Raw genomic sequence first — 26638 nt, 5'->3', positions numbered from 1 at the left:
GGGCGACCGTGCGTGTCGACGCGTCGGGCGCAGCGCATGGATGTCGATCGTTTCTGATTGCTCCCATCAATGGTTCCTTATCTGCACGGAGCAGCGATCCGCACAGCCTGCTTATACCTGTGCTCCGCCCGATCGGTGAGCTTTTACGGGATTCCAGGTTCTTTGGAAGGTGAGCAGGTTCGGGAGCAGTGGGCCAATTCGATTGCGGTGAGCTTCCGCATCGATGAAGTGTTCACATTCGCTCGGGTGCTCTCGATGAATCCCGTCAAGATCGTCCCAGGCACGGGGAATCCGTGCGCGGCATTTTGGCGCCGGGCCCGGGTTCATGCCGTGGCACGAGTCTTTCCCTGCCCGTGACGGGTCCCGCACGGTGCCCGGCTCCAAAGGTAGAAAAACGGACGGGACGCACGGAAGAAAAGCGGTCCGGCGCCGGTCCCTCCCGCACAGTCCACAGGCTAAATTTGGCGAGTGATGTCCCATGCGCGCGACAAAAAACTTGTCCACGGACGAGGCAGCACGAGGACAAAAAACCACGCGCGTGGCGGTGCAGGATGATTTCGAACTGCTGTGGGGAAAAGTGACGGCATCCGTTCCGGCGGTCCAGCGCAGATGGCGGGCTGCCACGGGACAGGTTTCGGGGTCCCATAAACGGGAACCTCTCTGCCGAATCCGAGGACTTCTTCCCATAAGTTTCTACGTTTCGAGGTTTGTGAGTGGGCGCTTACCTCCTCGGAATGCATTGTCAGGCCTGGAGCCTCCCAGAAACGGCGCCTTGAACAGGACCGAGCGGCGTGGACCGAGTGGTTGAAGGGCCTCGCGTCCCACAGACGGCTCCCATTGGTAGCGGTTTATGGGGTTCGTTTTTTTGTGCAAGCACACGTGTGTTTACATCTTTGGTAAACCACGTTTACTTCTTTAACTACTTTTAGAGGGCTCACAGCCTTATCTGGCAAGGGTTTGAGCCGTGTTCGGTACCCATTTATGGGAGCACAGGTGGAAGGGTTTGGGGTTTCAGGTCTGTGGATTTGGGGTTTGGGGTACCGCGTTGTGGGGAATCAGGGTTGTGGATATGGGGCGAACGTATCCGGTTATGGGAAATCGACCATCCATCTCGTTGGGTAGCCGTCTATGGGAACACATGAAGGTAGCTTTTTATGGGGTTCTTTTCTCGGCCGGCAGTCGGATATGTGCACGGCGATTTCCTTTGGGTAGCCGGTTATGGGGAATCGCGAAGGTACCCGTTTATGGGAGCCCTTCGGAGTCAATTCGCTGTCTAGCGCCCGCAGGTTCCACGAAGCCTTCCCATAGACAGGACCGATACCGTACACAGGTTACCTTTTATGGGGAAACGGAATGGTTGCCATTTATGGGAGCGATTTCCACCTTCGGGACAAACAGCAAGACTATCGAGGATGCTGATAGGTACCCTCCTATGGGAATCGATGAAGGTAGCAAGTTATGGGAGAAAACAGCGGCGGTGCTGCGGGGCACCACGAATTCTCCCGACGATCTCGATTCCGCTCATTTGCCCCCATGGATGGCTACCTTCGTCGTGGCAAATCTTGTGCCGGGTTTGCCGGTGCCGACAGGAAAGGTAGCGGCTTTTGGGAGGAATTTTGATCAAAAGGTAGACGGGTATGGGGCTCTGCACAAGTCTATCAATTAAAATTTTTCCTTTGTTATCTGATGCTTAAGAAGGATAGTGAAAGTGATGCTGGAGCAAGGGCGTTGCTCCGTCGCGCGAAAAGGTATAAAGTCCGCTCTCAATAAGGCAACCTTAACCGGACACCACGATGCCGCGCAAGCCCGCAAGCAAAGGCTCAGACAAACAGGTTTCGCTGTTTCAGACACCCGAGCCACCCGACTTGCTGCGCAAGGCGGTCCAGGCGATTCATATCGCGCCGAAGTCGGGAAAGATCGGCCTGCAGCAGCGCAAGATGTTCAGCTCGCTGATCAAGAACGCGCTTCGGCAGGAGGCATTCGAGCCGGGCCGGACGAGTTTCTCGATCTCGATCGCGTCGCTGTCGCACGAGAGCGGGCTGAACAGCAACAACACCAAGTACGTGAAGGACACGGTCAACTCGCTGATCAGCACCGTCGTCAACTGGGACTACCTGGCCGCGGACCGTTCGACGGTCTGGAAAGCGTCAGGCCTGCTCGCCGGCGCCGAACTCGAGCAATCGGTGCTGAAGTACAGCTTCTCCGACCAGATTCGCAGCGAACTGCTCAACCCCGAGATCTACGCGCTGATCGATATGCGGATCGCTCGCGAGTTCCGGCGGTCGCACTCGCTTGCGCTATGGGAAAACACGGTGCGCTACGAAGGGATCGGCATCACCGCGAAGATCCCTCTGCCGAAATTCCGTGACCTGATTCTCGGCCAGGACAAGGCGTCTCAGTCGTACAAGGAGTACAAGCTGTTCAAGAGCAAGGTGCTGGTGCCGTGCATTCAGGAGGTGAACGAAGTATCGGATCACACGCTCGAGCTGATCGAACACAAATCCGGCCGCAGCGTGGAAGCCGTGCAGTTCAAGGTAACGCGCAAGCAGAGCACCGATACGGTCGAAGAAGGCGACGTCAAGAATGAAGCGCTGGTCGAGGAAGTCGCGAAGTTCGGCATTCCGCGCTCGGAAGCGCGCCGGCTGATCACGCAATACGGCGTGCAGCGCATCAAGGCGGCGATCGCCTATACGCTCAATCGAACCACGAAGAAGAATGCGGCGCCGGTCGACAACGTCGCCGCGTATTTCCGCAAGGCGCTGACGCACGGTTACACGCTGGCCGACGGGCAGGGAACCGAAGCGGCCGCACCGGCGAAGGAATCCGCGCAGAGCAAGCAGGAACAGATTCGCGACAAGTATCTGGCGGCGAAGGTCGAGGAAGCCGGCGCGTATTTCCGCGAGCTGGAGATCGACGACCAGACCAAGCTGATCGAGCGTTACAACGAGACGGTGGCGGGTTCGAAGGACCTGACGCTGTCGCCGAAGAAGAAGGCGAGCAAGCTCGCGCAGACGAGCTTCTTCCGATGGCTGGCGCTCGATACGTGGGGCGAGCCTACCTCGGACGACCTGCTGGAATTCCTGCTGAAAAGCAGCCTCGCGGGCAACTGAACGAGGCCCCGCCGTCGTGCGCGCCGTGCACCGGACCATGTTGCGGTCCGGCTTCGCGACGCAGCGCGCGGAGCGAGGCCTTTTGCCGGGGGCGCGTTACTTTGGCGTGGCCGCCGCCAGATCGGCGACGTACGCGTCGATGACGGTCTTGAGCTTGTCGGCGAGCGCTTCCTGGTGGGATGCGTCGACGCCCTTGAGCTGCAGATCCAGGCGCCCGTCCGGATAAGTCTTCAACTGGCCGATCGCGCGCGATTCGAGCGCAAAGTCATGACGAACGCTGTAGCGCGTGCGGCCGGCCTTCTTGGCGCCGTCGCTCTGCGCACGCAGGAAATTCTCGAGATCGCGGACGGATTTCTTCCGCTCGATCACGGCCGTCAGCAGCCGGTCGGCCGTCGCCTCGCCCAGGCGTTCGAAGATCAGCTTCAGGAAGTACGCGGCCTGCAGGCCGACCACGTCGTTGGCACTGGCCATCCGCTCCAGCAGCGTGTTCGGCAGCGCGTTCAGCGACAGCGTCTTGCTGATCGACGCCTTGTCCTTGCCGATTTTCTCCGCCAGCGTGTTCTGGTCGGCAAAGACCTTCTCGTCGAGGAGACGTTTCCACGCGACCGCATCGTCGAAGATCGTCTGGCGTTCGTGGTCGTGGTTCGCCCGATACGCGATCGTATAGAGCTGCTCGGGCGTGTGATCCGTGCGGAACGTCGCATTGATCGTCTCGTCGCCGTTGATGCTCGTCGCGCGCAGCCGGCGTTGCCCGTCGATCACGACGAGCTTGCCGGGAAACTCGGGGAGCCGAGTGACCTTGATCGGCTCGATCTGCCCTTCCCGTTTCAAGGTCAAGGCAAGCTCGTGCAGGCTCGATTCCGAGTAGAACACGCGCGGGTTGAACGGGTTCGGGATGCAGTCCTTCACCAGCACCTTCTGCGGCGCGCCCAGATCGGTCGTACCGGCGGGCGTGGTCGCGGCCGGGGTACCGGCGGGCGCGGCCTCGGCGACGGCAACCGGTGCGGCCGCCGGCTCGGGCAGCCGCGTCTCGAGCGCCGCATTTTCCTGCGCGAGTCCGCGCAACAGGCCGGCCGCCAGATGCAGGTTGCCGGTCGGCTTCTTGTCTTTCGAGGTGTCCTTAGCCATGGGCGGCTCCGGTAGCGCGCGTCGACGCGATGTATTGGGCCATTTCCGTGACCAGCTTTTCGATTTCCGCGCGGGCTTCCTTCAGGCCCTTCAGGTATCGATTGTGGTGATGGATCGTGGTGCCGAGCGCGAACGTCTGACGATAGACCTCGCGTTGCGCGATCTGGCTGTCGAGCAGATGCTCCCCTATTTCTTCTGCTCTTAAAATTTTTAAAATTTCTTCACGCATTTTAGTTTTTCCATTAACGCTATTCAGCATTAATGCGGAAGAAAGTTGAGGATTTCGAACGGCGCGCATCGACTCGATCATGCGGATCATCGCGACGGTGCTGTACAGATCGGCCGGTGACGGCGAAAGCGGCACCAGGCAGAAATCCGCCACTTCGAGGACGGAGGCGATACGAGGGTCTTCGAGGTTGCCGGGACAGTCGACGACGATCACGTCGAAGTTCGCGTCCTGCTTCTTGATCTCGCCGCCGATGCCGCGGCCGGCGGGGGCCAGCGAAAGCACCGTCATCGGCAGCGTGTTCTCGCCGCTCGTGACCCACCGGACGGAAGTGCCCTGAGGGTCGGCATCGATCAACGCAACCTTGTTGCCGCCGGCTTCGAACGCAGCCGCGATGTTGACGGAGATGGTCGTCTTTCCCGTCCCACCTTTTTGATTACTGACGGCGATCTTGAAAGCCATTAAATTCCTCCAAGGAGTTTTGCGTAATATATGCAGTTATTTGCAGAATGTCCAGAAATGCGTTCGATAGCATGAACGTTTTATTGATCGCTGTGGTTGTTACGTGACAAATAGGCCGAACGGCCAAGCGTTGGTAAACCATCGATTCGTAAAAAACACGCCATTACGGTTGCAAAAAAGAACGCCGAAGTGAAAAGCTGGATTTCTTTGGCGCCATAACGAACCCGGTTGAGCGAAGGCCGGGTGCCTCATCGTGCGTTGGTTTCACTCGAAACTTGATACGACTTCGTGCCGTTGATAGACGCTGACCGGCGCGGTCGCGCGGGCGTCGTCATCGGCATCGCGAAAACAGCCGGTTGTCACGTGACAAGTTGCCGGATATCGACCTTCTCGGCATGTACGGTGCGCGGAGGCCTTCGATGCGATTACGACGTTGGCCGCGACGAAATCACTTCAATACATCTACTGATGCGCAGCCTGTAGTTACGCATGCTTATGCGGTAGCGGGGTGAGTTGTCACGTGACAAACAGCGCAAAACGGCCTGAAGATACCTTGACATCGTCAAGGGACAGTTGACATTGGACGATGCTACGCGGCCTAAGAGACATATTGCTCGGGAAGACAGGCGTGGACCATAGATTTCGGTGCGTCAACGAAACCGTGAAGCGGAAGGTGAGTTGTCACGTGACAACCGGAAGCAGAGCCCGGAAGTTCGAGCCACAGGAAACCGTGGGAAGTAGAGAGTCCCGTTGCCATTTCAACGGGACAGTTGGAGGTGGCGCCCCCGACTTGATCGCCTAGCCTCCCGCCTCCTTATGTCGCCCACATGCGCACGTACTGGCACAATACCGGCGAGCGACTGCTGAGGCGTACCCAGATATCGTAGCGAGATTGATGTGTCCCCATTTATCAAGAGACATGCAGCTTTGCATGGCCTCTGGTAGTCGCCGATAGGGCGGGGCGTGCTTCGAGGCATGCGCCCCCACTGAAGGGCTCAACCCATCTGGAATCACCGGGCGTATGCACCGCAATTCATGCCGAATTCGTGCGTCGAATGCCTGGGACGAGTCCAAACGGGTCAGGCCGTGAAACATTTTGCGAAAATCGACGCTGGCTGGAAACCCTTACGTGGCAACGACTTGCGCTACCTTCTTCACGTTGTTTCACGAAAAATGAGTGCGTTGATCCTCGGAAATAGGGGCGCATACCTTTTTCGAGCACCCATCGCGAACGCAGCGAAGATCACCGTCAAATTCGTCATCATTTATACGTAATTTGTAGTGTTTGATACGAACCGAAATGAGCTATGCACCGTAGGTCCTCGCTATGCGGGCGAGTCCGCGCCTGCTGAGTCACGTGCCGCCCATTCGGCGCAAGGTACACCGACATTTTGCGTCAGTTGTCACGTGACAACGCATGTGTGGGGCGCCTATTTACGGAGTCACGGAGCATTACGAGAAGAAGCCGGCGTCGGAATGTGCTGGAGGAGTCCCGAGCATGGTCGGTGCAACGTAGTCTTCGGAACAGCGTGAGCCCAATCGACGTCGTGTGCGAGAACCTAATCCCGCACGTTATGAATGCCGTCAAAGTCGGCACATATCGACCGCCACCCCTCGCGCTCAGTAACTCGCGACGATAGACAAAGCGACATCCGCTCTACCTCGCAGGCTGTCGATATCCCTTCGGGGAGAATTACCGAACAGCCGACTATATTCGCGGTTGAATTGAGTCGGGCTCGCATACCCGACCCTGAATGCTGCCGACGCAGCATCGAGCCGCTCCGCCAGCATCAGCCGGCGAGCCTCGTTCAGCCGTATCCATTTCTGATACTGCAGCGGACTCATGCCGGTGAGTTGACGGAAGTGGTGATGGAAGGTCGAACTGCTCATCTGGACCTGTGCCGCGAGATCATCGACGCGCAACGACTCGTCATAGTGAGCACGCAACCACCGGATCGCGCGTGACACGCGGTTGCACTGGCTGCCGGTGGAGGCGATCTGGCGCAGGCGGGCGCCTTGGTCACTCGTCAGCAGCCGATAATAGATTTCCCGCTCGATATACGGTGCGAGAACGGCAATGGCGTTCGGGTCGTCCAGCAGCGCGACTAACCGGTTGAGCGCGTCGTACAGCGGTTCAGTCATGTCGCCGACGACGAGTCCGCGGCCTGCTGGTACATCGTCGTGAACCGGCGCGACTTGCATCATCAGTTCGGCCATCACGCGGAAATCCAGCTTCAGGCCGAGCCCCAGAAACGGTTTGCCGGGGCTGGCCTCGATGATTTGCGTCGAACCGGGCAGATCGAGAGATGTAATCAGAAAGCGATCGGCGTCGTAGAGGTACGCATCCCCGCACTGCATGACCCGCTTCGCGCCCTGAACGACGAGGCCGAAGCTCGGCTCGACCATGCACTCCATCGGCTGCGTCGGCGCTTCCCGTCGATGAAAGCTCAGATTGGGAATGGCCGTGTTGAGATGATCGACACCATCGGTCCATCTCGCGACGCGCTCCGCGAGCATCTGTCGCAGTTCGTTCTCGCGGCCGCGGCCGGTTGAACGGTGGCTTGCCTGGTCGAGCGCCGCGATGGTGGCGGCGTCGTCTCGTTGGGCGGGCAGGTATCGGAGGGGTACCGGATGCATCTTCTCTATTGAGGTAATCGGGTCGACGGGCTGGCAGTCGACGTGCAGGGGCGGCTGGCAACGAGTGCACCGCCCGGAATCGCGGATAGGTCCGACGGCCGGCTTCCGGAAGGCACGTGCCGGGACTGGCGAACTACTTCGTCGCCTCCGATGCGCAAAGCTGCCAGCGTCGAGATTTCGCCGCCGGCGCTGCCGCGCGCTCGTCGACCGTGCGCCACCAGCGTTCGCCACGATGCGGGGCATCGAGATCGACGCGTTCGCCCATCCTCGGTGTCGACAGCTCGATGCCGCGCACGAGCGCCAGCGCCGTGACGCGCTCGAACGGTTCCTGCCAGCGATGCATCGCGAGGTCGAACGTGCCGTTGTGGATCGGGATCAGCCAGCGTCCGCGCAAATCGATGTGCGCCTGCACGGTTTCTTCCGGTTGCATGTGCACGTACGGCCATTGCGCATCATAGGCGCCCGTTTCGATCAGCGTGACGTCGAACGGCCCCAGGCGCTCGCCGATCTCGCGGAAGCCGTCGAAATAGCCGGTATCGCCGCTGAAGAACAGGCGCAGATCGTCGTCGACGATCACCCACGACGCCCACAGCGTACTGTTGCCGTCGAACAGGCTGCGCCCGGAGAAGTGCTGGGCGGGGGCCGCCGTCAGCGTCAGCCCCGCTACGTCGATGCTTTGCCACCAGTCGAGCTGGCGGACCTTGGTCGCGTCGATACCCCATTCGATCAGCCGATCGCCGACACCGAGCGTCGTCACGAACACGCCGGTGGTTGCGGCTAGCGCGAGCACCGTGTCGCGGTCGAGGTGATCGTAGTGATCGTGCGACAGGATCACGCCGCGCAGCGGCGGAAGATCTTCCAGCGCGATCGGCGGCGCATGAAAGCGCTTGGGGCCGATGCGCCGGAACGGCGATGCGCGCTCCGCAAACACCGGATCGGTCAGCCAGAATTCGCCGCGCAGCTTCAGCAACAGCGTCGAATGGCCGAGGCGGTACAGGCTGCGATCGGGCGCCGCGTCGAGTTCCGCGCGGGTCAGCGAATCGACGGGCAGCGCGCCGGCGGGCACGGTGTGGCGCGGCTTGTTGACCAGCATGTTCCACGCGATCCCCAGCGTCTTGCCCAATCCTTCGGCAGGGCGCGGTGCGACATTGGCAAAGCGCTCGCCATCGTGCTGCGGCGAACCGCCGGACAGCGTCCGGCCACGCCGGGCGGCCGCGAAACCCAGCACGCGGTGAATCAAAACGAGAGGCGATGCCATGTCGGTTCATCCGGAGAATAAAGTACACCGAGCAGTGTAGTTTATTTTCGAGATAAGTAAACTGCCCGGTGTAAAATTTCCGTATGGATACCAGTACTCCTCCTCAGCGTCTGACCGACCGCAAGCGCGCGGCGATCGTCGATGCGGCAATCGAGGAATTTCTTGCGGCGGGCTACGATGCGACGAGCATGGATCGCATCGCTGCACGCGCGGGCGTGTCGAAACGCACCGTCTACAACCACTTTCCGGGCAAGGAGACGCTGTTCGCTGCGATCCTGAACAAGCTGTGGGATGCGACCCGGACCGGCAAGTCGCCGACCTATCGCGCCGACGTGCCGTTGCGCGCGCAACTGCTTGCGCTGCTCGACCGCAAATTGCGATTGATGAACGACGAGGCCTTTCTCGCGCTCGCGCGCGTCGCGATCGGCGCGGCCATCCATTCGCCGGAACGGGCCCGCGACATGGTCGAACGCCTCGGCGAGCGTGAGGAAGACGTCACGGTGTGGGTGCGGGCGGCGGCGGCGGCCGGCCGCCTGGCGGTGACCGATCCGGTGTTCGCCGCGCATCAGTTGCATGGCGCCGTGAAGGCGTTCGCGTTCTGGCCGCAGATCACGATGGGGCAGCCGCCGCTGACGGCGCAGGAGCAACAGAAAGTCGCGGAGTCGGCCGCCGACATGTTCCTCGCGCACTACGCGCGACCGGACGACGGCGCCGTGTCGCGTCGCACGCGAGACTGAACGCGCATCCGAAAGCATCCGCAGGCGCGGTCAAATCGACATCGTGGCCGATGCACGCGCCGACGGGGCGTCGGCCGACCCGCCGATCCGGGCAACCGACGCAACATGGCGCCCGCATGTGACGGCCGCGCGGCCGGCCGAAACAGCGATATCGTCGACGCATCCGAAGCCGAACGTGAGCATCTATCCATGAAGACGCTGTTGATCGTCTATCACACGATGACCGGGGGCACGCAGCAGATGGCCGAAGCGGCTGCCGATGCGGCTCGCGCTCAGCCTGGCGTCGACGTCAGGTTGCAGCGCGCGGACGCGACGAGCGCAGACGACGTGCTGGCCGCCGACGCGTACCTGTTCGCGACGCCCGAGAATCTTGCGGCGATGTCCGGGCTGATGAAGGACTTTTTCGATCGCTGCTATTACGCGGCGCTCGATCGCGTGAATGGCCGTCCGTATGCGGCGATGATCTGCGCCGGAAGCGATGGGCAGAACGCATTGCGCCAGATCGACCGGATCGCGACCGGGTGGCGGCTGAAGAGCGTCGCGCCCGGCCTGATCGTCTGCACGCATGCGCAGACGCCGGAGCGTATTCTCGCGATGAAGACGATCGGCGGCGACGAGCTTGCGCGCTGCGCCGAACTGGGTGCGGGGCTTGCCGCGGGGCTCGCGCTGGGTGTTTTCTGATGACGGATGCGACGGTGCCGATTTGCCGTATCGGCACAGGTCGGATCCGCTCCATTCGCGCAATACCGATTCCGCAAACAACGCCGAATCGGCCGAATGCCAAGGCTTCAACTGTCCTTTGTGGTTGCCGCGGATCGATGGTATTCGGGCCACAGACGTTTCACGAGATCGCGCGACGCGCCGTATGCGTAGCAACTGTCGATCTTGAGCGGCTTTCCTTCACTGTCACGGTAATCGAGCGACGAGCGCCGCATGCCGACCATCGTCTGATAGGCCGTCGTGGCGATCGGCCCGAGCAATTCCTTCAGGTGCGTGCACGTGTCGCAGGACGGCAGGCGCTTGCGCACCTCGCTGTTCCAGCCGGCGCCGATGTTCAACCCGATGAGCGCTTGCAGCGAGTCGCCGCCGCCCGGACACTGCGCATACGGATGCGAACGGATGAACGTCGATACGGCGCGTACGACCATGTCGATGTCGAAGACCAGTGTCACGCCCAGATCATGGAGCGGCGTCAGCGCCGCGACCGTCCGTGCGCCGCCGGGCGGCGTGAAATCGTTGGTCTTGCGGTCCGCGAGGCACGCCGTCACTTCGAACAGGCCATCGCTGCGCCGATATCCGCGCATGTCGATCTGCCGATGGTGAATCTCCTCGCGCGTGATGCCGTCGTGCGGCGTGTCGTCTTGGGAAACCATGCATTCGCTCCATCTCGTGTCACCGGGCCTTTTCGCAGGCGACGGGATCGCGCCCGGCCGATCGGGCGCGCGGTGAAAAGCACGCGCGCCCTGCCGCCAACGAAGTTGCCTTGGCCATACTACGCACTTTCCGATATCTTCGTCCGCGCCACGATCGATGCGGACGCAACGAGTCGTACAGCGATGCCGGCGCAAACGAGGCGCGGCGTGCGGCGCGATGTCCGAAGGCGACGCAACGCGCCGCGGTTCGACATCCGTCACGCGGAACACCGTTCATCGCATGTCGCCCCGGCCCCGATTTCCGGTAGTGGCCTCTAATGGCGTGACATCCGGAAACGTATCCATATAATGCGCAACACGACCGCGCGGACGCATTTCCGGCACCCTGGATCGGGCAAATGCGGACCGCCGAGTCAGCCGGCTGTCCCGCGTACCGGTATACTTCCACTCCTGCCTTGTCCGGCATCGAGGCCGGGTGCCTGAAAACAGAGTGACGTGCGCGATGCGGCCCCGTAGTGTTCCGCACCGGCGGCAGACCGGCCGCACGCATGGCGGCGAAGCTTGCAAGCCGCGCGGCAGGGCCGCACGAACCACACCTTATATTCCTGGTGGATTGAATTTATGGGTTTTGAACAACTTGCCGAATTGCGGGCGCAGCTCGCAGCGAAGGCCAAGCAGGAGCGCAACGCGAAGCGGCCGGCAGCGCCGACGGACGCCGGCGCGAAGCCGAAGTCCGGCGACCGGCCGTCTCGCGGCGCCAAGCCGGGCGCCGCCGCCCAGGCGCAGCATCGGGCGAAGCCTGCTTCGGCGAAGCCGTCGGCGCCGGTCGATCCGGTCATCGTCGCAATCGGCAAACTGCAGCGGAAGTTTCCGCGCGCATTCCCGAAGAATCCGGCCCCCAAAGTACCGCTCAAGGTCGGCATCTGGGACGATCTCGCACGCGAGGCGCAGGCCATCGGTCTCAACGAAGCCGAACTGCGCGAAGCGATGTCGACGTGGTGCCGCGGCAACCGCTACTGGTCGTGCCTTGTCGAGGACGCGGTGCGCGTCGACCTGCAGGGCAACGAAGCCGGGCGCGTGACGCACGACGACGCGGCGCGCGCGCGCCGGCTGAAGGCTCGCCGTCCGGGCAAGGGCGCGGCACAATCGGCCAAGGGTGCGCCGCAGCAGCCGAAGGCCGAGCAGCAGGCCGAGGGCGCTGCCGCGCCGCAGCCGGCGCAAGCCGAAGTGGAAGCGGAAGCGAAGGTGCAGAACGACGCCGCGCCGCAGGTCGAACAGCAAACGGCCAGCAACGACTAATCGGCATCGCGCCGCGGCTCGTTGCACCGCACATGCCAACATGCCCGTCGCATGCGGCGCATGACACGACAGACCGGCCTGCCTCGACCGAGGCAGGCCGGGACTCCCTCCTCCGGCGTCCGATCTGCCGGTACGCACTCCCTCTCACGTTGAACGAGCCACACGACCGGACAACGAACGTCCGTCGAACGTCGCCGCATGCGCGATGCTCCGCTTTTTTCATATCCTCGCGTAGACGGTTTGCATAGCCGAGCAAATTGCAGCTTCAGTTATATATTTCGGCTTCCGAATTGATCGGCGGGAATCGCCGATTTCCGTGCGTGCGATCCCATCCGGCCGTCGTGACATGATGGCGCGCGATAATTGCGATTGGATCGTCCGCTTACGGCCGCTCGGCGCGTGCATGCGGCTTGCATGCCGAACGATAACCGATGCCGGCGGATGCCAAGCCGGGCTCTTCAACGTCAATTCAAACCGGATCATGAACCCGAGACATTCCGCGATTTTCGTCGCGCTCGCCGCCGCCACGCTGTTCGGCGCCGCGACTCCGCTCGCCAAGGCGCTGATCGGCGCGATGTCGCCGTTCATGGTCGCAGGCCTTTTCTATCTGGGCAGTGGCGTCGGGCTCGGCATCGGGATCCTGTTGCGCGGCTGGTACGGCCGTCGCGCGCCAACCGCGGATGCCGCACCGCTGCAGCGCGCGGACCTGCATTGGCTGGCCGGGGCGATCGCGGCGGGCGGCGTGGCCGGCCCGGCTTTGCTGATGCTCGGGCTGTCGACCACGCCGGCGGCGACGAGCGCGTTGCTGCTCAATCTCGAAGGCGTGCTGACGGCTGTGATCGCCTGGGTCGTGTTCCGCGAGAACGTGGATACGCAGGTGTTCGTCGGCATGGTGGCGATCGTCGCCGGCGGTGCGCTGTTGTCGTGGACACCGGGCCGCGCCGGTGTGCCGGTCGGTGCGCTGCTGATCGTCGGCGCATGCCTGTGCTGGGCGATCGACAACAACCTGACCCGCAAGGTGGCCGCGAACGACGCGATGGTGATCGCGTGCCTGAAAGGGCTGATCGCGGGGCCGGTGAACATCGGCATCGCGCTGGCGACCGGCGCGACGCTGCCCGCGATACCGGTCACGGCCGCGGCGATGCTGACGGGGCTCGGCGGCTACGGGATCAGCCTCGGGCTATTCGTCGTCGCGCTGCGTCATCTCGGCAGCGCGCGCACCGGCGCGTACTTTTCGATCGCACCGCTGTTCGGGGTCGTGCTGTCGCTGCTGATCTGGCCGGCACTGCCGCCCGCGACGTTCTGGATCGCGGCCGCGCTGATGGCGCTCGGCATCTGGCTGCATGTGCGCGAACGGCACGAACACACGCATGCGCACGAGCGGCTCGAGCATACGCATCGGCATCGGCACGACGACCATCACCAACACGCGCACGACTTCCCGTATGACGGCGACGAACCGCACACACGTCCGCACGTGCATCTGCCGATCACGCACAGCCACGCGCATTTTCCGGACATTCATCACCGGCATCGGCATTGACCGTGTCGTGAGCGACGCGCGCCGGGGGGCGCAAGGTGACCGTTTATGGGAGACGCGGAAAGCCGGTCATTGGTCCGGCCATGGCGGTTGCCGACATGTTGCAGAAGGATGCGCCGGCATGCGCGAGCCGCGTGCCGTGCGCGGCCGGATCAGGTTGGAAGCGCGGAACGCGCGCCGGCAACCCGCCCGCGGTTTGACGGGCATGCGCGGCGCACAATGAATCGCCATCGCGATCGTCACGCGATCACTCGACGCCGACGATCACGCTCGATGCCTTGAAGATCGCGGATGCGGCGGCGCCGCTCGCGAGGCCGAGACGATCGACGCTGTCGTTGGTGACGATCGCGATGATCTCCGCGCCGCTCGCGGCCTTGATCACGACCTCCGAATTGACCGCGCCCTTCGCGACCGACGCGACGGTGCCCGCGACGCAATTGCGGGCCGACACCTTGCTGCTGTCGACGCCGACCATCACGATGACCGACGACGCCTTGACGAGTGCGAACGCGTTCGTGCCGACCGCGAGGCCCAGCGACGCCGCGCTGCCGTGGGTGATCACGGCGACGATCTCGAGGCCGTCCTGCGTGCGCAGCGTGATTTCGTCGTTGACGGCGCCGGGTTTGACGGCGCCGATCTGGCCGGCGAATTGGTTGCGGGCGCTGGTTCGCATGATGACTCTCCGGGTGGGTGCCGCGGCCGGGCCGGCAGCGGCGGCAGATGAATGGAAGTGCATCGGCGAGTGTACCGTCAACGCCGGTGCGCGGCGCGCTGTGGATACCACGGCGCGAACCGGCGAAAATTCGCCGCCACCGCGTGTTCCGTCATACCTGCGTGATGGGGCCGACGGCGCTGGCGCTACGGCGCTGACGGGCCGCTCGCAGGTGTCGCGGCGCGGGAGCCGGTGCCTGTCGCGCCGTCGCTCTCCCAACCTCCGCCGAGCGCGAGGAAGAGCCGCACCTGGTCGGCCGCGACCTGACCTTCGGCCGCCGCGACCTGCGCCCGCACGCTCGTCAACGTGCGCGTCGCGTCGAGATCGGAGAGGAACGACTCGCGGCCCGCCGCATAGAGACGATGGGTTTCGTCGGCGGAATTGCGGGCCGATTCGTACGCTGTGCGCAGCGCATCGGTGCGCTGCACGTCGGCCGCGTAGGTCGCGAGGCTCGACTGCGTTTCGCGCAGCGCATTCAGCACGACGCCGTCGAAGTGCGCGAGCGCGCCGCCCGTCGCGGCTTCGGCTTCGCGCACGCGCGCACGCTGGCCGTTGACGGGGAACGACCAGCTGATCAGCGGTCCGAACGACCAGCGATTCGTGGTGGACGAAAACAGGTCGGCGGCGACGCCGACCGAGCCGGCCGATGCACCGATGCTGACCGACGGGTACAGTGCGGCGGTCGCCACGCCGATCCGCGCGGTCGCGGCGGCGAGTTGCCGCTCGGCTTCGCGTACGTCGGGGCGGCGGCGCAGCAACGCGGCGCCGTCGCCGATCGGAATCGGCTGACGCAGCTTCGGCAGGCGCTCGCATTCGGTGACGGCTTTCGGCAGGTCGGCCGGCGCGCGCGCGAGCAGCGCGGCGAGCTGGTACTGCGCGATCTTGCGGCGGCCTTCGAAGCGCGGGATGTCGGCGGCGAGCGTGCGTACCTGCGTCACGCCGCGCGTCACGTCGGTCTGGTTGCCGCGTCCTGCATCTCGCAGCCGCTGCGACAGCGCGACGCGTTGCTGCTGCAGCGCGAGCGACCGCTTCGCGATCGCCAGTTCGTCGCCGGCCGAGCATGCTTCGACGTAGGCGCGCACGACGTCGGCCACGACCGTGATGCGCGCGAGGTCGCCGGCCGCCTTGACGGCCTCGCTGTCCGCGCGCGCGGCTTCGACACCGCGCCGCAGCTTGCCGAACAGGTCGAGCTCGTACGACACGTTGATGCCGACCGTGCCTTCGTTGACGACCGGCAGCTTGTTTTCGAGCAGGTACTGCTCGGCCGATTCCTGCGCGCGCTGCACGGCCGCTTCCGCCCCGCCCGAGAATCCGCCCTGTTCATTCGCGGCCACCAGGGCCGCGCGCGAGCGCGCGAGGTTCGCGGCGGCGACGCGCAGGTCGGTGTTCGACTTCAGCGCATCGCGCACGAGCCCGTCGAGCACCGGGTCGTCGTACAGTTGCCACCAGTTGCCGGGCACCGCGTCGCGCGACACCAGCGCGCCGTTCGCGTCGTCGAGCGCGTGATTCGCGAGCGGCGCATTGACGTACGCCTGCTGCGGCAGCGTGTAGTCGGGGCCGACCGACTTGCATGCACCGAGTGCAAGCGCCAGGGGCGCGAGCGTCGCCGCGACGCGCAGGGCATGCCGCTTCATTGCGATGCTCCCGCCGCGCCGGATGCCGCCGGCGCCGTGCCGGCACCGACCACCGGCTTCGCGTCGGCGTTGCGGCGCGCGTCGGCGCCGCGCATCGACACGGTCGCGGTGCGGCCCGCGATCATCCGGAAATCGTCCGGCACCTCGTCGAGCACGACGCGCACCGGCACGCGCTGCGCGAGCCGCACCCAGCTGAATGCCGGGTTCACGTTCGGCAGCAGGTTCGCGCCCTGCGTGCGGTCGCGATCCTCGATCGCGGCGACGATGCTCTGCACGTGGCCGCGCAGCGCATGCGGCTCGCCCATCACGATGATGTCGACCGGCTGGCCGATATGGATGCCGCGCAGCTTGGTTTCCTCGAAGTAGCCGTCGACGCGGAACGAATGGCGATCGACGACCGACAGCACCGCGCGGCCGGCCGGCACGTATTCGCCGACGCGCGGCGCGCGGTCGTTCAGGTAGCCGTCCACGGGACTGACGATCGTCGTGCGCTGCAGGTTCAGCTTCGCGGTGTCGAGCGACACCTGCGCATCGGCGACGCCGGCTTCGCCCTGCTCGACGCGCGTGCGGCTTTCCTCGACCTGTTCGCTCGCGACCAGGTTGCCGAGCTGCAGGTTGCGCGCGTATTCGCGCTTCGCCTGCGCCAGCGTCGCGCGGCGCTGCGCGAGCGTCGCTTCGGCGAGCCGCTCCGCGAGCGCGTAGCGCGCCTGGTCGATCACGAACAGCACCTGGCCGCGCTTGACCTCCTGGTTGTCGGCAACCTGCACCGACGTGATGAGGCCGGACACGTCCGGCGCGACCTGGATCACGTCGGCGCGCACGTGCCCGTCGCGCGTCCACGGCGAGAACATGTAGTAGTTGATGATGCGCCACAGCACGAGGCCGGCCACGACGACGACGATCAGGGTGAGCAGGACTTGCCCTGCCGAGAGCCAGGATTTTTTCACGTTAGGTAGCCACGAGTTGGTGGGACACGATCACGACGGCGGCCAGCACGAACACGTAGATGCCGAGGTCGAAGATCGAACGATGCCAGACGAGGCGGTAGAAGCCGACGCGCTCGAGCACCGCGCGCACGACGATGTTGATCAGGTAGGCGATCAGCATCAGCACGAGCGGGGCCGGCACGAACACGCCGAAGATGTCGATTTCGCCGATCATGATCGCGCTCGGAAGGACAAGGTGGAAAGCCGGTTCATGCGCGCGCTCCGTCCGGCGCCTGCGGCGGTTGTGCGGCCGCGGCCGGATACAGCGACAGGCGCAGCCCGACGAGCGCGTGCAGCGTGTCGCGCAGCCGGCGGTGCGCGGCTGGTACGGCGGGCGAGGCGGCGCCGTCGGCCGGCGCGGCGCCCGGCAGGGTGCTGCCGGCCACGCGCCGCAGCGCGTCGTCGATCGTCGCGAGCAGCGCGGGCGGCACGGGCTGGCGCGCGTTCGCGGCCGCGCAGCGCGCGTAGTGATCGGTGACGCCGGCCAGCACGCGATCGATCGCGTCGGGTACGTCGCCCGACAGCCGGCGGCGCGAGCGGCGCAGGTCGAGCGCGTTCAGCGCGATGCGCAGGTCGCGGAAGCTTTCGATCGACGGGTGGCGGTGATCGTCGGACGCGCCGAGGCGCGGCAGCAGTTGCGTGACGCGATCGAGCATCCGCGACGCGTGGTTGCGCTGGTCGTCGAGCGGTTGCGTCGACGCGGAGCGCGCGACGTCCTCCCAGCCCGAGCGCAGCAGGCGCCGCACCGCGAGTTCCGCGCCGAACGGGCGCGTCGCGCGCGTCCACACGTACGCGAACAGCAGCCCGGCGACGCCCGCGAGGTTGCTGTTCAGGAACACGAAGAAATCGGCTTCGTACGCGCTCTGGATGCTGATGAAGGTAGCCGTGTTCACCGCGACGAGCATCGTCACCATGTTGAACTGCGGGCGCGGCAGTAGCGTGCCGATCAGGATGAACGGGCCCGCGAACATCAGCACGAGCATCGCGAAATCGTGCACGTGCGGCAGCACGACGAACAGGTACAGGCCGGCGAACACGACGCTCGCGGCGGTCGACAGGAAGAACTTGAACACCAGCGGCGCCGGCTCGTCGAGCGCGGCGAAGAAACTGCACGACACGGCCACGAGCGTGACGGCGGCCGCGCCGTCGTGCCAGCCGGACGAGATCCACAGCCAGCACGCGAACACGATCGCGAACACGACGGTCAGCGTCGAGAACAGCATCATCCCGCGATCGAAGAAGCGCTCGGTGCCGCCGAGCCGCCAGTGCCGGTAGCGCGGCTGCCACACGCCCGACTCGTTCGCGATCAGCGCGCGCAGCGAGCGGCAGTCCTGCCAGATGTCGATGACCTGGCGCAGCCGCCACAGCGCATTCGACAGCAGCGCGCCGTCCCAGCTCGCGAGCGCGCTGGCGGGCGGCTGCAGCGCGGCGATGCGCGCGCGCAGGTCGTCCGCGACCGGATCGTGCGCCATGTCGCCGTCGGTGCCGGTCTTCACGGCCGGCAGCGGCGCGTCGAACCACTTCGCGGCGTCGGCCAGCAGCGCGTCGAGCGCGGGCGGGCGCACGTGCAGGTCGCGCATCAGCGCAACCAGCGGATCGGCGAGCGACGACATCAGCGGCAGGAACAGCTGCATCCGGCCCGCGAGCGCCTGCGCCCGCGCGAGCAGGCGCGGATGCGCATGGTCGTAGCCCAGCTGGCTCAGCAGGAACTCGAGGCCGGTGATGGTCGCGGCGAGCCGCTGCCGGCACGCGGACAGCGCCTTGCCGGCCAGATGGCCGGACAGCGTTTCGCGGCCGTAGAACGCGGCGTCCTTGAACCACGCGTCGGTGCGCTCGATCAGCGTCGGCGCGAGCCGGTTCGGAAACACGGTGCTGCCGACCACGCTCGCGCAGACGATGCCGAGCACGATTTCCTCGGTGCGCGCGATCGCGACGTCGAATATCGTGGACGGGTCGGTGACGGTCGGCAGCGCGACCAGCGGCATCGTATAGCCGGCGAGCATGAAGACGTAGCTGCGCGCGGTGCGATCGGAGATCGCGAGGTACAGCAGCGTGCCGCACCAGGTCGCGACGATGACGCTGAACAGGAGCGGCGTCTCGACGAACGGCGGCACGAAGAAAATCGCGGCGGCCGCGCCGAGCGCGGTGCCGAGCGCGCGGTACAGCGCTTTCGAGCGCGTCGCGCCGACGAACGGGTTCGACACGATGTACACGCTCGCCATCGCCCAGTACGGGCGCGGCAACTGGAAATACAGGCCGAGGTACAGCGCCAGCATCGATGCGGCGAACGTCTTGCCCGAGAACAGCCAGTCGCGGAGGCTCGGATAGGTCATGACGCGGAATCGGCGGAGTGGGACGGGGGCGAAGCCGCAGGGGGCGCGTCGGCTGCGTTGAATGCGTTCAGTACGCGCAGCGTGGCTTCGAGATCGGCGCGCGACACGCCCTTGAGCACTTGTGCGCGCAGCGCGCGCAGGTCTTCCTCCATCTTCGCGGTGACCGCGCGGCCGGCGGCCGTCAGCGAGATCGTCTTCGCGCGGCGGTCGTGCGGATCCTCGTCGCGGCGCGCGAGGCCGGCCGCGCACAGCTGGTCGAGCAGGCGCACGAGCGACGGCCCTTCGATGCCGACGTGTTCGGCGAGCGTGCCCTGCCGCACGCCTTCGCCGAGGCGCCCGGCGATCAGGAGCGGCGTCGCGCAGGCCTCGGACACGTTGTACGCGGTCAGCACGCCGTCGCTGGTGCGGCGCCACTTGCGCGCGGTGAGCACGAGCAGGCTGCTGACGGCGAGGCGGAGGTCGTGCAGATTGGTCATGGGCGAGATGATAGGGGCAAAAAGATTCGATAGCAAACTATCGTTTTTGCCGACCGGATGACACATCTCAGGCGGCACGGCCGGCCCTTGTGAAGCAATCCAGACGGCGTGCCGGCCGTGGTCAAGCTGCAAGGCTGGCGCCCGCGAACCGCGCATGTCGGGCGCGGCGACCATATCGAATAGTCGGAACGAGAACTGTCCGGCAACGCGAAGTACGCCCGCGCGTGCCGCATTCCGCGCAGCCGACCCGACATTCGTCCGATCAATTGAAGAGCCGGGCGCGTACGCATGCCGGGCACGTCGCTTGCGCGACCCGCTTCGACCCGCAACGTCCTGCTTTCGCGCGCGATTGCACTAGGACAATATTTTCAGGGTGTCTTTCTGAGCGACCATGCGGAAGCCATGACGGAGACATCGAGATGGGACGGACCGAGGTATCGGCAGGCTGGCGCGACGCGATCGGCGCCGTGCACGGCATCGAGTCGAAATACAAGCGGCTCGTGAAGGCGATCGCCAGCGACATCGAAACCGGCGCGCTCGCGCCGGGCGCACGGCTCGCGCCGCAGCGCGACGTCGCGTCGAGCCTCGGCGTCAGCGTGCAGACCGTCACCAACGCGTACAAGGAGCTGGAGCGCCAGGGGCTGATCCGCTGCGAGGTCGGCCGCGGCAGCTTCGTGGCCGCGCGCGTGACCGAATCGATGTCGAACTACATCCTCGATACGACCGAGCGCGAACTGGTCGACTTCTCGATCGCCCGCATCGTCCACACGCCGGAGCACGATGCCGCGTGGCGCAGCGTGTGCGCGGCGCTGGCGGGCACCGACGATCAGCCGTGGATCCGCTCGTTCCGGCCGATCGCCGGCCTCGATGCGCATCGCGACGCCGGCGCCGCGTGGCTCGCGTCGCTGAACATGCCCGTGCACCGCGAATCGCTGCTGGTCACGAACGGCGCGGCGCACGGGATCTTTCTCGCGCTCGCGTCGATCGTCGGGCCGGGCGATACCGTGTTGTGCGAGAGCCTGACCGATCACGGCGTGATCGGCTCCGCGAACGTGCTCGGCTTTACGCTGAAAGGGCTCGAGATGGACGAGCACGGCATCCGTCCCGAACATTTCGAGGAGATGTGCGACGGCGAGCGTATCAGCGCGCTCGTCTGCACGCCGACCCTCAATAACCCGACCGTGTCGATGATGACCGAGTCGCGGCGGCGGTCGATCGCGCGCATCGCGACGCGCTACGGCGTGTACGTGATCGAGGACGACGTGTATGGTCCGCTGCCCGAGAAGACGGCCACGCCGATCGCCAGCCTGATTCCGGAGCTCGGCTTCTACTGCACGAGCATGACGAAATCGGTGCTGACGGGCTTGCGCACCGGCTATCTCGCGATGCCGCGGCGGCTCGCGTTGCGCGTCGAGAGCGTGCTGCGCGTGAGCAGCTGGATGGCGACGTCGCCGATCGCGGAAATCGCGACGCGCTGGATCGCCGACGGCACCGCGCGGCGGCTCGTCGAACTGCAGCGCCAGCGGCTCGCCGTGCGTCAGGCGATGGTGAGGGCCGCGCTGGGGCCGTATGTGCTGGGCGCGCATCCCAATGCGGTTTCGGCATGGCTGCGCGTGCCCGACTACTGGCAGGCCGAGCGGATCGTGCGCGAATTGCGCACGCGCAAGATCGCGGTGACGTCGCCCGATCCGTTTCTGGTTGGCGGCACGGAGCGGCCGAACGCGGTGCGCGTGTGCATCGGCGCCGAAACCACCGATGCCGCGTGCAACGCTGCGCTCGAGACGATCGCGGGCGTGTTCGAGCAGTATCCGCACCTGAACGATTTCCACTGAACCGGCGGCGCCGCCGCAACGTCGCGCGCAATGTATCAGGACATTCGAAAGCGCGATTTGGAACATTAGACTGGATCGCATCACATTCGTCGCGAGGCGTGCGTTCCATGTCCTTCCTGTCGCTGTCCGACGTCTACCGCGCGCGCCGCCGCCTCGCCGGGCGCGCAGATGGTACGCCGCTCGTTGCATCCGCCGCGCTGTCCGCGCGCGTTGGCGCACCGGTCTACCTGAAGCTCGAAACGCTGCAGCCGACCGGCAGCTTCAAGCTGCGCGGCGCGACCAACGCGCTCGCGGAACTCGCGGCGCAGCGCGTGACGCGCGTGGTCACCGCGTCGACGGGCAATCACGGTCGCGCGCTCGCGTACGCGGCGCGCGCGCTCGGCATCGACGCGGCCGTCTGCATGTCGTCGCGCGTGCCGGCCAACAAGGTCGAAGCGGTCGCGGCGCTCGGCGCGCGCGTGGTGATCGTCGGCGACAGCCAGGACGACGCGCAGGCGGAAGCAAGGCGCCTGGTATGCGACGAAGGCTATGCGTACATGCCGCCGTTCGACGATCCGCGCATCATCGCGGGCCAGGCGACGATCGGCGTCGAGATTCTCGAGGCGCTGCCCGATACGGCGACGCTCGTCGTGCCGCTGTCGGGCGGCGGCCTGTTCAGCGGCGTCGCGTTTGCCGCGAAGGCGATCCGGCCGGCGGTCGAGGCGATCGGCGTATCGATGGCGCGCGGCGCCGCGATGCATGCGAGCCTCGCGGCCGGCCGCCCGGTCGACGTCGCCGAGCAGCCGACGCTGGCCGATTCGCTCGGCGGCGGCATCGGCCTCGACAACCGCTACACGTTCGACCTGACGCGCGCGCTGGCCGACGACGTCGTGCTGCTCGACGAGCCGTCGATCGCGCGCGGCATCGCGCATGCGTATCGGGAAGAACGGCTCGTCGTCGAAGGCGCCGGCGCGGTCGGCCTCGCCGCGTTGCTGGATGAACGGATCGCGCGCCGCGATCGCGGCGGCCCGATCGTGGTCGTCGTGAGCGGCGCGAACATCGACATGGCCGCCCATCGCCGGCTCGTTTCGGAGAACTGACATGACCCGTCCCGTCACGTTGCTTGGCCAGGCGCAACTGCGTGCGCTGGTGCCGCTCGATCTCGCCGCGATCGACCAGATCGAGGCCGCGTTCGCGTCGCTGGCGACGGACGCCGTCGTGATGCCGCCGATCCTGAATCTCGCGCTGCCGGAGCGCCACGCCGAAGTGGACGTCAAGACCGCTTACCTGCCACGCTTCGACAGCTTCGCGATCAAGGTCAGCCCCGGCTTCTTCGACAACCCGTCGATCGGGCTGCCGAGCCTGAACGGGCTGATGCTCGTGCTGTCCGCGCGCACCGGCCTGACCGAGGCCGTGCTGCTCGACAACGGCTACCTGACGGCCGTGCGCACCGCGGCGGCCGGCGCCGTGGCCGCGCGCCGGCTCGCGCGCGCCGATGCGCGCCGCGCGGCGATCGTCGGCGCGGGCGAGCAGGCCCGGTTGCAGCTCGACGCGCTGATGCTCGTGCGCGACATCACGCACGTGACGGTGTGGGCGCGCGATGCCGAGCGTGCCACGCGATTCGCGGCCGACGTGCGCGCCGCATACGGGATCGACGCGATCGTCGCGCGCTCGGTGCACGCGGCGCTCGCCGACGCCGACATCGCGGTGACGACCACGCCGAGCCGCGCGCCGCTCGTGCACGCGGAGGATCTGCATCCCGGGCTGCACGTGACGGCGATGGGTTCGGACGCCGACTACAAGACCGAACTCGCGCCGTCGGTGTTCGGCGCCGCGCACTACTTCTGCGACCGGTTGCAGCAGACCCGCGTAGCCGGCGAGCTCGCGCATGCGATCGCGGCCGGCGTGGTGCCGGCCGATGCCGTGTTCCCCGAACTCGGCGAAGTGATCGCCGGCCGCCGCGACGGCCGCACGCATCGCGACGACATCACGATCTGCGATCTGACCGGCACCGGCGCGCAGGACACCGCCATTGCCGTGCTTGCGCTGGAGCGCGCCCGCGCGGCGGAAGTCGGCACGATTTTCCACAACGACCTCACGACCTGAGAGGAGACAGATGGCCGCAGTCATCGAAACCTACGAAGCCGCGCCGCGTCTCGCGTTCGATCGCAGCGAATATGCCGCGCGGATCGCGAAGACGCGCGCGGCGATGGAGCGGGCCGGCATCGACCTGCTGATCGTCACCGACCCGACCAACATGGGCTGGCTCACCGGCTATGACGGCTGGTCGTTCTACGTGCACCAGTGCGTGCTGCTGGCGCTGGACGGCGAACCCGTGTGGTTCGGCCGCGGCCAGGACGCGAACGGCGCGAAGCGCACCGCGTTCATGGCGCACGAAAACATCGTCGGGTATCCCGATCATTACGTGCAGTCGACGGCCCGTCATCCGATGGACTACCTTTCCGCCGAAGTGATCGCGGCGCGCGGCTGGAGCACGCTGCGCATCGGCGTCGAGCTCGACAACTACTACTTCAGCGCGGCGGCGTACGCGTCGCTGCAGCGGCATCTGCCGGCCGCGCGCTGGGTCGATGCGACCACGCTCGTGAACTGGCAGCGCGCGGTGAAGTCGCCGCGCGAGATCGAGTACATGCGCGTGGCCGCGCGCATCGTCGAGCGGATGCATGCGCACATCGTCGAGACGATCGAGCCCGGCATGAAGAAAAGCGACCTGGTCGCGCAGATCTATGCGACCGGCATCGGCGGCGCGGACGGCTTCGGCGGCGACTATCCGGCGATCGTGCCGCTGCTGCCGACCGGCGCGGATGCCGCCGCGCCGCACCTGACGTGGGACGATTCGACGTTCGCGCGCGGTGCCGGCACGTTCTTCGAGATCGCCGGTTGCTACCGCCGCTATCACTGCCCGCTGTCGCGCACGGTCTACCTCGGCAAGCCGCCCGCGCACTTCATCGAAGGCGAGCGCGCGGTGGTCGAAGGGATCGAGGCCGGGCTCGCGGCCGCGAAGCCGGGCAACGTGTGCGAGGACGTCGCGAATGCGTTCTTCGCGGTGCTGCGCCGTGCGGGCATCGAGAAGGACAGCCGCTGCGGCTACCCGATCGGCGCGAGCTATCCGCCCGACTGGGGCGAGCGCACGATGAGCCTGCGTCCGGGCGACCGGACGGTGCTCGAACCCGGCATGACGTTCCATTTCATGCCGGGGCTGTGGCTCGACGACTGGGGGCTCGAGATCACGGAAAGCATCCTGATCACCGAGACCGGCGTCGAGACGTTCTGCAACGTGCCGCGCAAGCTGTTCGTGAAGGAGTAGGGCGATGCGTGCTTCCCCGATTACGCCGACCGTCGATTTCGACGCGGACGGCGAACAGCACGGCTTCCTGAAGCTGCCGTACTCGCGCGACGATTCCGCGTGGGGCGCGATCATGATTCCGGTGACCGTCGTGAAGCGCGGCGACGGGCCGACGGTGTTGCTGACCGGCGGCAATCACGGCGACGAATACGAAGGGCCGGTCGCGCTGTCGAAGCTGGCCGGTTCGCTGAAGGCGGCCGACGTGGCCGGCCGCGTGATCGTCGTGCCGTTCATGAACTACCCGGCGTTTCGCGCCGGTTGCCGCACGTCGCCGATCGACGCGGGCAACCTGAACCGCAGCTTCCCGGGCCGGCCGGACGGCACCGTGACCGAGAAGATCGCCGATTACTTCCAGCGTCACCTGCTGCCGCTCGCGACGCACGTGCTCGACATTCACGCGGGCGGCCGCACACTCGACTTCGTGCCGTTTGCGGCGATTCACGTGCTGGCGGACCGCGACCAGGAAGCGCGCTGCGAGCGCGCGATGCGCGCGTTCGGCGCGCCGTATTCGATGCGCATGCTGGAACTCGACAGCGTCGGCCTCTACGACAGCGCGGCCGAGGAAGCCGGCAAGGTGTTCGTGTCGACCGAGCTGGGCGGCGGCGGCACGTCGACGGCCGCGAGCGTCGCGATCGCCGAGCGCGGCGTGTATGGATTCCTCGCGCATGCGGGCGTGATCACGAAGGACGTGATCGACGGCAACGCGCCGCGTACGACGACGCTGCTCGACATGCCGGACGGTTCGTGCTTCACGACGAGCGAGCATCACGGGCTGCTCGAGATGTGCCGCGATCTCGGCACCGAGGTCGACGCCGGCGACGTGCTCGCGCGCGTGCACGACATCGATCGCACGGGCGTCACGCCGATCGAATACGTCGCGCGGCGGCGCGGGCTGCTCGCGGCCCGGCACTTCCCCGGCATCGTGCAACCCGGCGACACGATCGCGGTGGTGGCCGACATCGTCGAGCGCAACATTCCGGTGGCCGTATGAGGACGCGCACGACGTGATCAAGCTCGACCGATACGACCTCGCGATCCTGCGCCTGCTCGAGCGCGACGGGCGCATCACGAAGTCGAAACTCGCGGAAGCCGTGAACCTGTCGATTTCGCCGGCATGGGAGCGCGTGCGCAAGCTCGAGGAAAGCGGCGTGATCCGCGGCTATCGCGCGGACGTCGACTGGATCGGCGCGTGCACCGGTAGCCGCATCGTCGTCGAGGTCACGCTGTCGCGGCATACCGCGCCCGACATGCGGCGCTTCGAGGATCGCGTGGCCGCGGCGCCCGAGGTCGCGCAGTGCTACGCGACGGGCGGCGGCGTCGATTACGTGCTGCACGTGGTCGCGCGCGACATCGACCATTACCAGCGCTTCATCGATGCGTTGCTGATGGAAGATCTCGGCATCGAGCGCTACTTCACGTACATCGTGACGAAGGTCGTGAAGTGCACCTCCGGCGGCGTGCCGGACTGGTTGTGAAAGTTCGCGCCGGCGCGCGGCAATACGGAAAAAACCGGCATTTCCAGCCGTGCAAACCGAAATTTCCGCATGCGCCG

At 65.8% G+C, this 26638-nt stretch carries 22 protein-coding genes; 11 read left to right on the top strand and 11 right to left on the bottom strand.

Features of this window, described 5'->3' with window-relative positions; translation table 11 throughout:
- Window positions 1-1793 precede the first annotated feature (1793 nt).
- Window positions 1794-3110, top strand: coding sequence for a replication initiation protein (locus LGM42_RS22675; RefSeq protein ID WP_059579547.1), 1317 nt, complete (start codon window positions 1794-1796; stop codon window positions 3108-3110).
- A gap of 96 nt (window positions 3111-3206) precedes the next feature.
- Here LGM42_RS22675 and LGM42_RS22670 read toward each other — a convergent pair whose 3' ends face one another.
- From LGM42_RS22670 to LGM42_RS22655, 4 genes are all read right to left on the bottom strand, one after another.
- Complete coding sequence (locus LGM42_RS22670; protein ID WP_226224473.1) at window positions 3207-4238, bottom strand: ParB/RepB/Spo0J family partition protein; 1032 nt, start codon at window positions 4236-4238, stop codon at window positions 3207-3209.
- A complete protein-coding gene (locus LGM42_RS22665) occupies window positions 4231-4926 on the bottom strand; it encodes a ParA family protein (protein WP_006497839.1) in 696 nt (231 codons plus the stop codon). The genes LGM42_RS22670 and LGM42_RS22665 overlap by 8 nt, the downstream gene beginning before the upstream one ends.
- Before the next feature lie 1620 nt (window positions 4927-6546).
- Complete coding sequence (locus LGM42_RS22660) at window positions 6547-7563, bottom strand: AraC family transcriptional regulator (RefSeq protein WP_226233242.1); 1017 nt, start codon at window positions 7561-7563, stop codon at window positions 6547-6549.
- Between the two features lie 133 nt (window positions 7564-7696).
- A complete protein-coding gene (locus tag LGM42_RS22655; protein WP_060310038.1) occupies window positions 7697-8821 on the bottom strand; it encodes an MBL fold metallo-hydrolase in 1125 nt (374 codons plus the stop codon).
- An 83-nt stretch (window positions 8822-8904) separates the two neighbouring features.
- On the opposite strand from LGM42_RS22655, the gene LGM42_RS22650 reads away from it, so the two are divergent.
- Window positions 8905-9558: a TetR/AcrR family transcriptional regulator gene (locus LGM42_RS22650; protein ID WP_226233241.1), complete on the top strand. Its 654-nt coding sequence runs from the start codon at window positions 8905-8907 to the stop codon at window positions 9556-9558.
- Between the two features lie 189 nt (window positions 9559-9747).
- Window positions 9748-10239 (top strand): NAD(P)H-dependent oxidoreductase, encoded by a 492-nt coding sequence (locus LGM42_RS22645; protein WP_226233240.1) that lies wholly within the window; start codon window positions 9748-9750, stop codon window positions 10237-10239.
- A 107-nt stretch (window positions 10240-10346) separates the two neighbouring features.
- On the opposite strand, the gene LGM42_RS22640 is transcribed toward LGM42_RS22645, so the two are convergent.
- Entirely contained in the window at window positions 10347-10931 is a 585-nt protein-coding gene (locus LGM42_RS22640; RefSeq protein WP_226233239.1) for a DUF2889 domain-containing protein, read from the bottom strand.
- Between the two features lie 621 nt (window positions 10932-11552).
- Between LGM42_RS22640 and LGM42_RS22635 the strand changes: the two genes are divergently transcribed.
- Window positions 11553-12230, top strand: coding sequence for a ProQ/FinO family protein (locus tag LGM42_RS22635; RefSeq protein WP_059641113.1), 678 nt, complete (start codon window positions 11553-11555; stop codon window positions 12228-12230).
- 481 nt (window positions 12231-12711) lie between these two features.
- The gene (locus LGM42_RS22630; RefSeq protein WP_226233238.1) at window positions 12712-13773 is read left to right on the top strand and encodes a DMT family transporter; all 1062 of its coding nucleotides are present in this window, start codon (window positions 12712-12714) and stop codon (window positions 13771-13773) included.
- A 244-nt stretch (window positions 13774-14017) separates the two neighbouring features.
- On the opposite strand, the gene LGM42_RS22625 is transcribed toward LGM42_RS22630, so the two are convergent.
- The 6 genes from LGM42_RS22625 to LGM42_RS22600 all read right to left on the bottom strand — a co-directional run bounded on the left by LGM42_RS22625 (window position 14018) and on the right by LGM42_RS22600 (window position 19911).
- Entirely contained in the window at window positions 14018-14443 is a 426-nt protein-coding gene (locus LGM42_RS22625; RefSeq protein WP_060310033.1) for a TOBE domain-containing protein, read from the bottom strand.
- A 185-nt stretch (window positions 14444-14628) separates the two neighbouring features.
- Window positions 14629-16116, bottom strand: coding sequence for an efflux transporter outer membrane subunit (locus LGM42_RS22620; RefSeq protein WP_226233237.1), 1488 nt, complete (start codon window positions 16114-16116; stop codon window positions 14629-14631).
- On the bottom strand, window positions 16113-17063 hold the full coding sequence (locus tag LGM42_RS22615) for an efflux RND transporter periplasmic adaptor subunit (protein ID WP_226233236.1): 951 nt from the start codon (window positions 17061-17063) through the stop codon (window positions 16113-16115). Before LGM42_RS22615 ends, LGM42_RS22620 begins: the two co-directional genes overlap by 4 nt.
- A gap of 1 nt (window position 17064) precedes the next feature.
- Window positions 17065-17277 (bottom strand): DUF1656 domain-containing protein, encoded by a 213-nt coding sequence (locus LGM42_RS22610; protein WP_006481008.1) that lies wholly within the window; start codon window positions 17275-17277, stop codon window positions 17065-17067.
- A 34-nt stretch (window positions 17278-17311) separates the two neighbouring features.
- Window positions 17312-19435 (bottom strand): FUSC family protein, encoded by a 2124-nt coding sequence (locus LGM42_RS22605; RefSeq protein WP_226233235.1) that lies wholly within the window; start codon window positions 19433-19435, stop codon window positions 17312-17314.
- Window positions 19432-19911, bottom strand: coding sequence for a MarR family winged helix-turn-helix transcriptional regulator (locus LGM42_RS22600; RefSeq protein ID WP_060310029.1), 480 nt, complete (start codon window positions 19909-19911; stop codon window positions 19432-19434). The genes LGM42_RS22605 and LGM42_RS22600 overlap by 4 nt, the downstream gene beginning before the upstream one ends.
- Window positions 19912-20330: 419 nt before the next feature.
- Between LGM42_RS22600 and LGM42_RS22595 the strand changes: the two genes are divergently transcribed.
- The 6 genes from LGM42_RS22595 to LGM42_RS22570 all read left to right on the top strand — a co-directional run bounded on the left by LGM42_RS22595 (window position 20331) and on the right by LGM42_RS22570 (window position 26561).
- A complete protein-coding gene (locus tag LGM42_RS22595) occupies window positions 20331-21743 on the top strand; it encodes a PLP-dependent aminotransferase family protein (RefSeq protein WP_226233234.1) in 1413 nt (470 codons plus the stop codon).
- A 107-nt stretch (window positions 21744-21850) separates the two neighbouring features.
- On the top strand, window positions 21851-22822 hold the full coding sequence (gene eutB, locus LGM42_RS22590; RefSeq protein ID WP_226233233.1) for a hydroxyectoine utilization dehydratase EutB: 972 nt from the start codon (window positions 21851-21853) through the stop codon (window positions 22820-22822).
- A gap of 1 nt (window position 22823) precedes the next feature.
- Complete coding sequence (locus tag LGM42_RS22585; RefSeq protein ID WP_060310026.1) at window positions 22824-23828, top strand: cyclodeaminase; 1005 nt, start codon at window positions 22824-22826, stop codon at window positions 23826-23828.
- Window positions 23829-23838: 10 nt separating this feature from the next.
- Complete coding sequence (gene doeA, locus LGM42_RS22580; protein WP_060310025.1) at window positions 23839-25047, top strand: ectoine hydrolase DoeA; 1209 nt, start codon at window positions 23839-23841, stop codon at window positions 25045-25047.
- A gap of 4 nt (window positions 25048-25051) precedes the next feature.
- A complete protein-coding gene (gene doeB, locus LGM42_RS22575; protein ID WP_060310056.1) occupies window positions 25052-26077 on the top strand; it encodes a N(2)-acetyl-L-2,4-diaminobutanoate deacetylase DoeB in 1026 nt (341 codons plus the stop codon).
- 13 nt (window positions 26078-26090) lie between these two features.
- Complete coding sequence (locus LGM42_RS22570; RefSeq protein ID WP_060310024.1) at window positions 26091-26561, top strand: Lrp/AsnC family transcriptional regulator; 471 nt, start codon at window positions 26091-26093, stop codon at window positions 26559-26561.
- The last annotated feature ends 77 nt before the right edge of the window (window positions 26562-26638 follow it).

It is taken from the genome of Burkholderia sp. AU39826 (genome assembly GCF_020419965.1).
Taxonomy (GTDB): domain Bacteria; phylum Pseudomonadota; class Gammaproteobacteria; order Burkholderiales; family Burkholderiaceae; genus Burkholderia; species Burkholderia semiarida.
The sequence above is the reverse complement of the archived record's forward strand: the minus strand, read 5'-3'. Positions and strand labels throughout refer to the sequence as shown.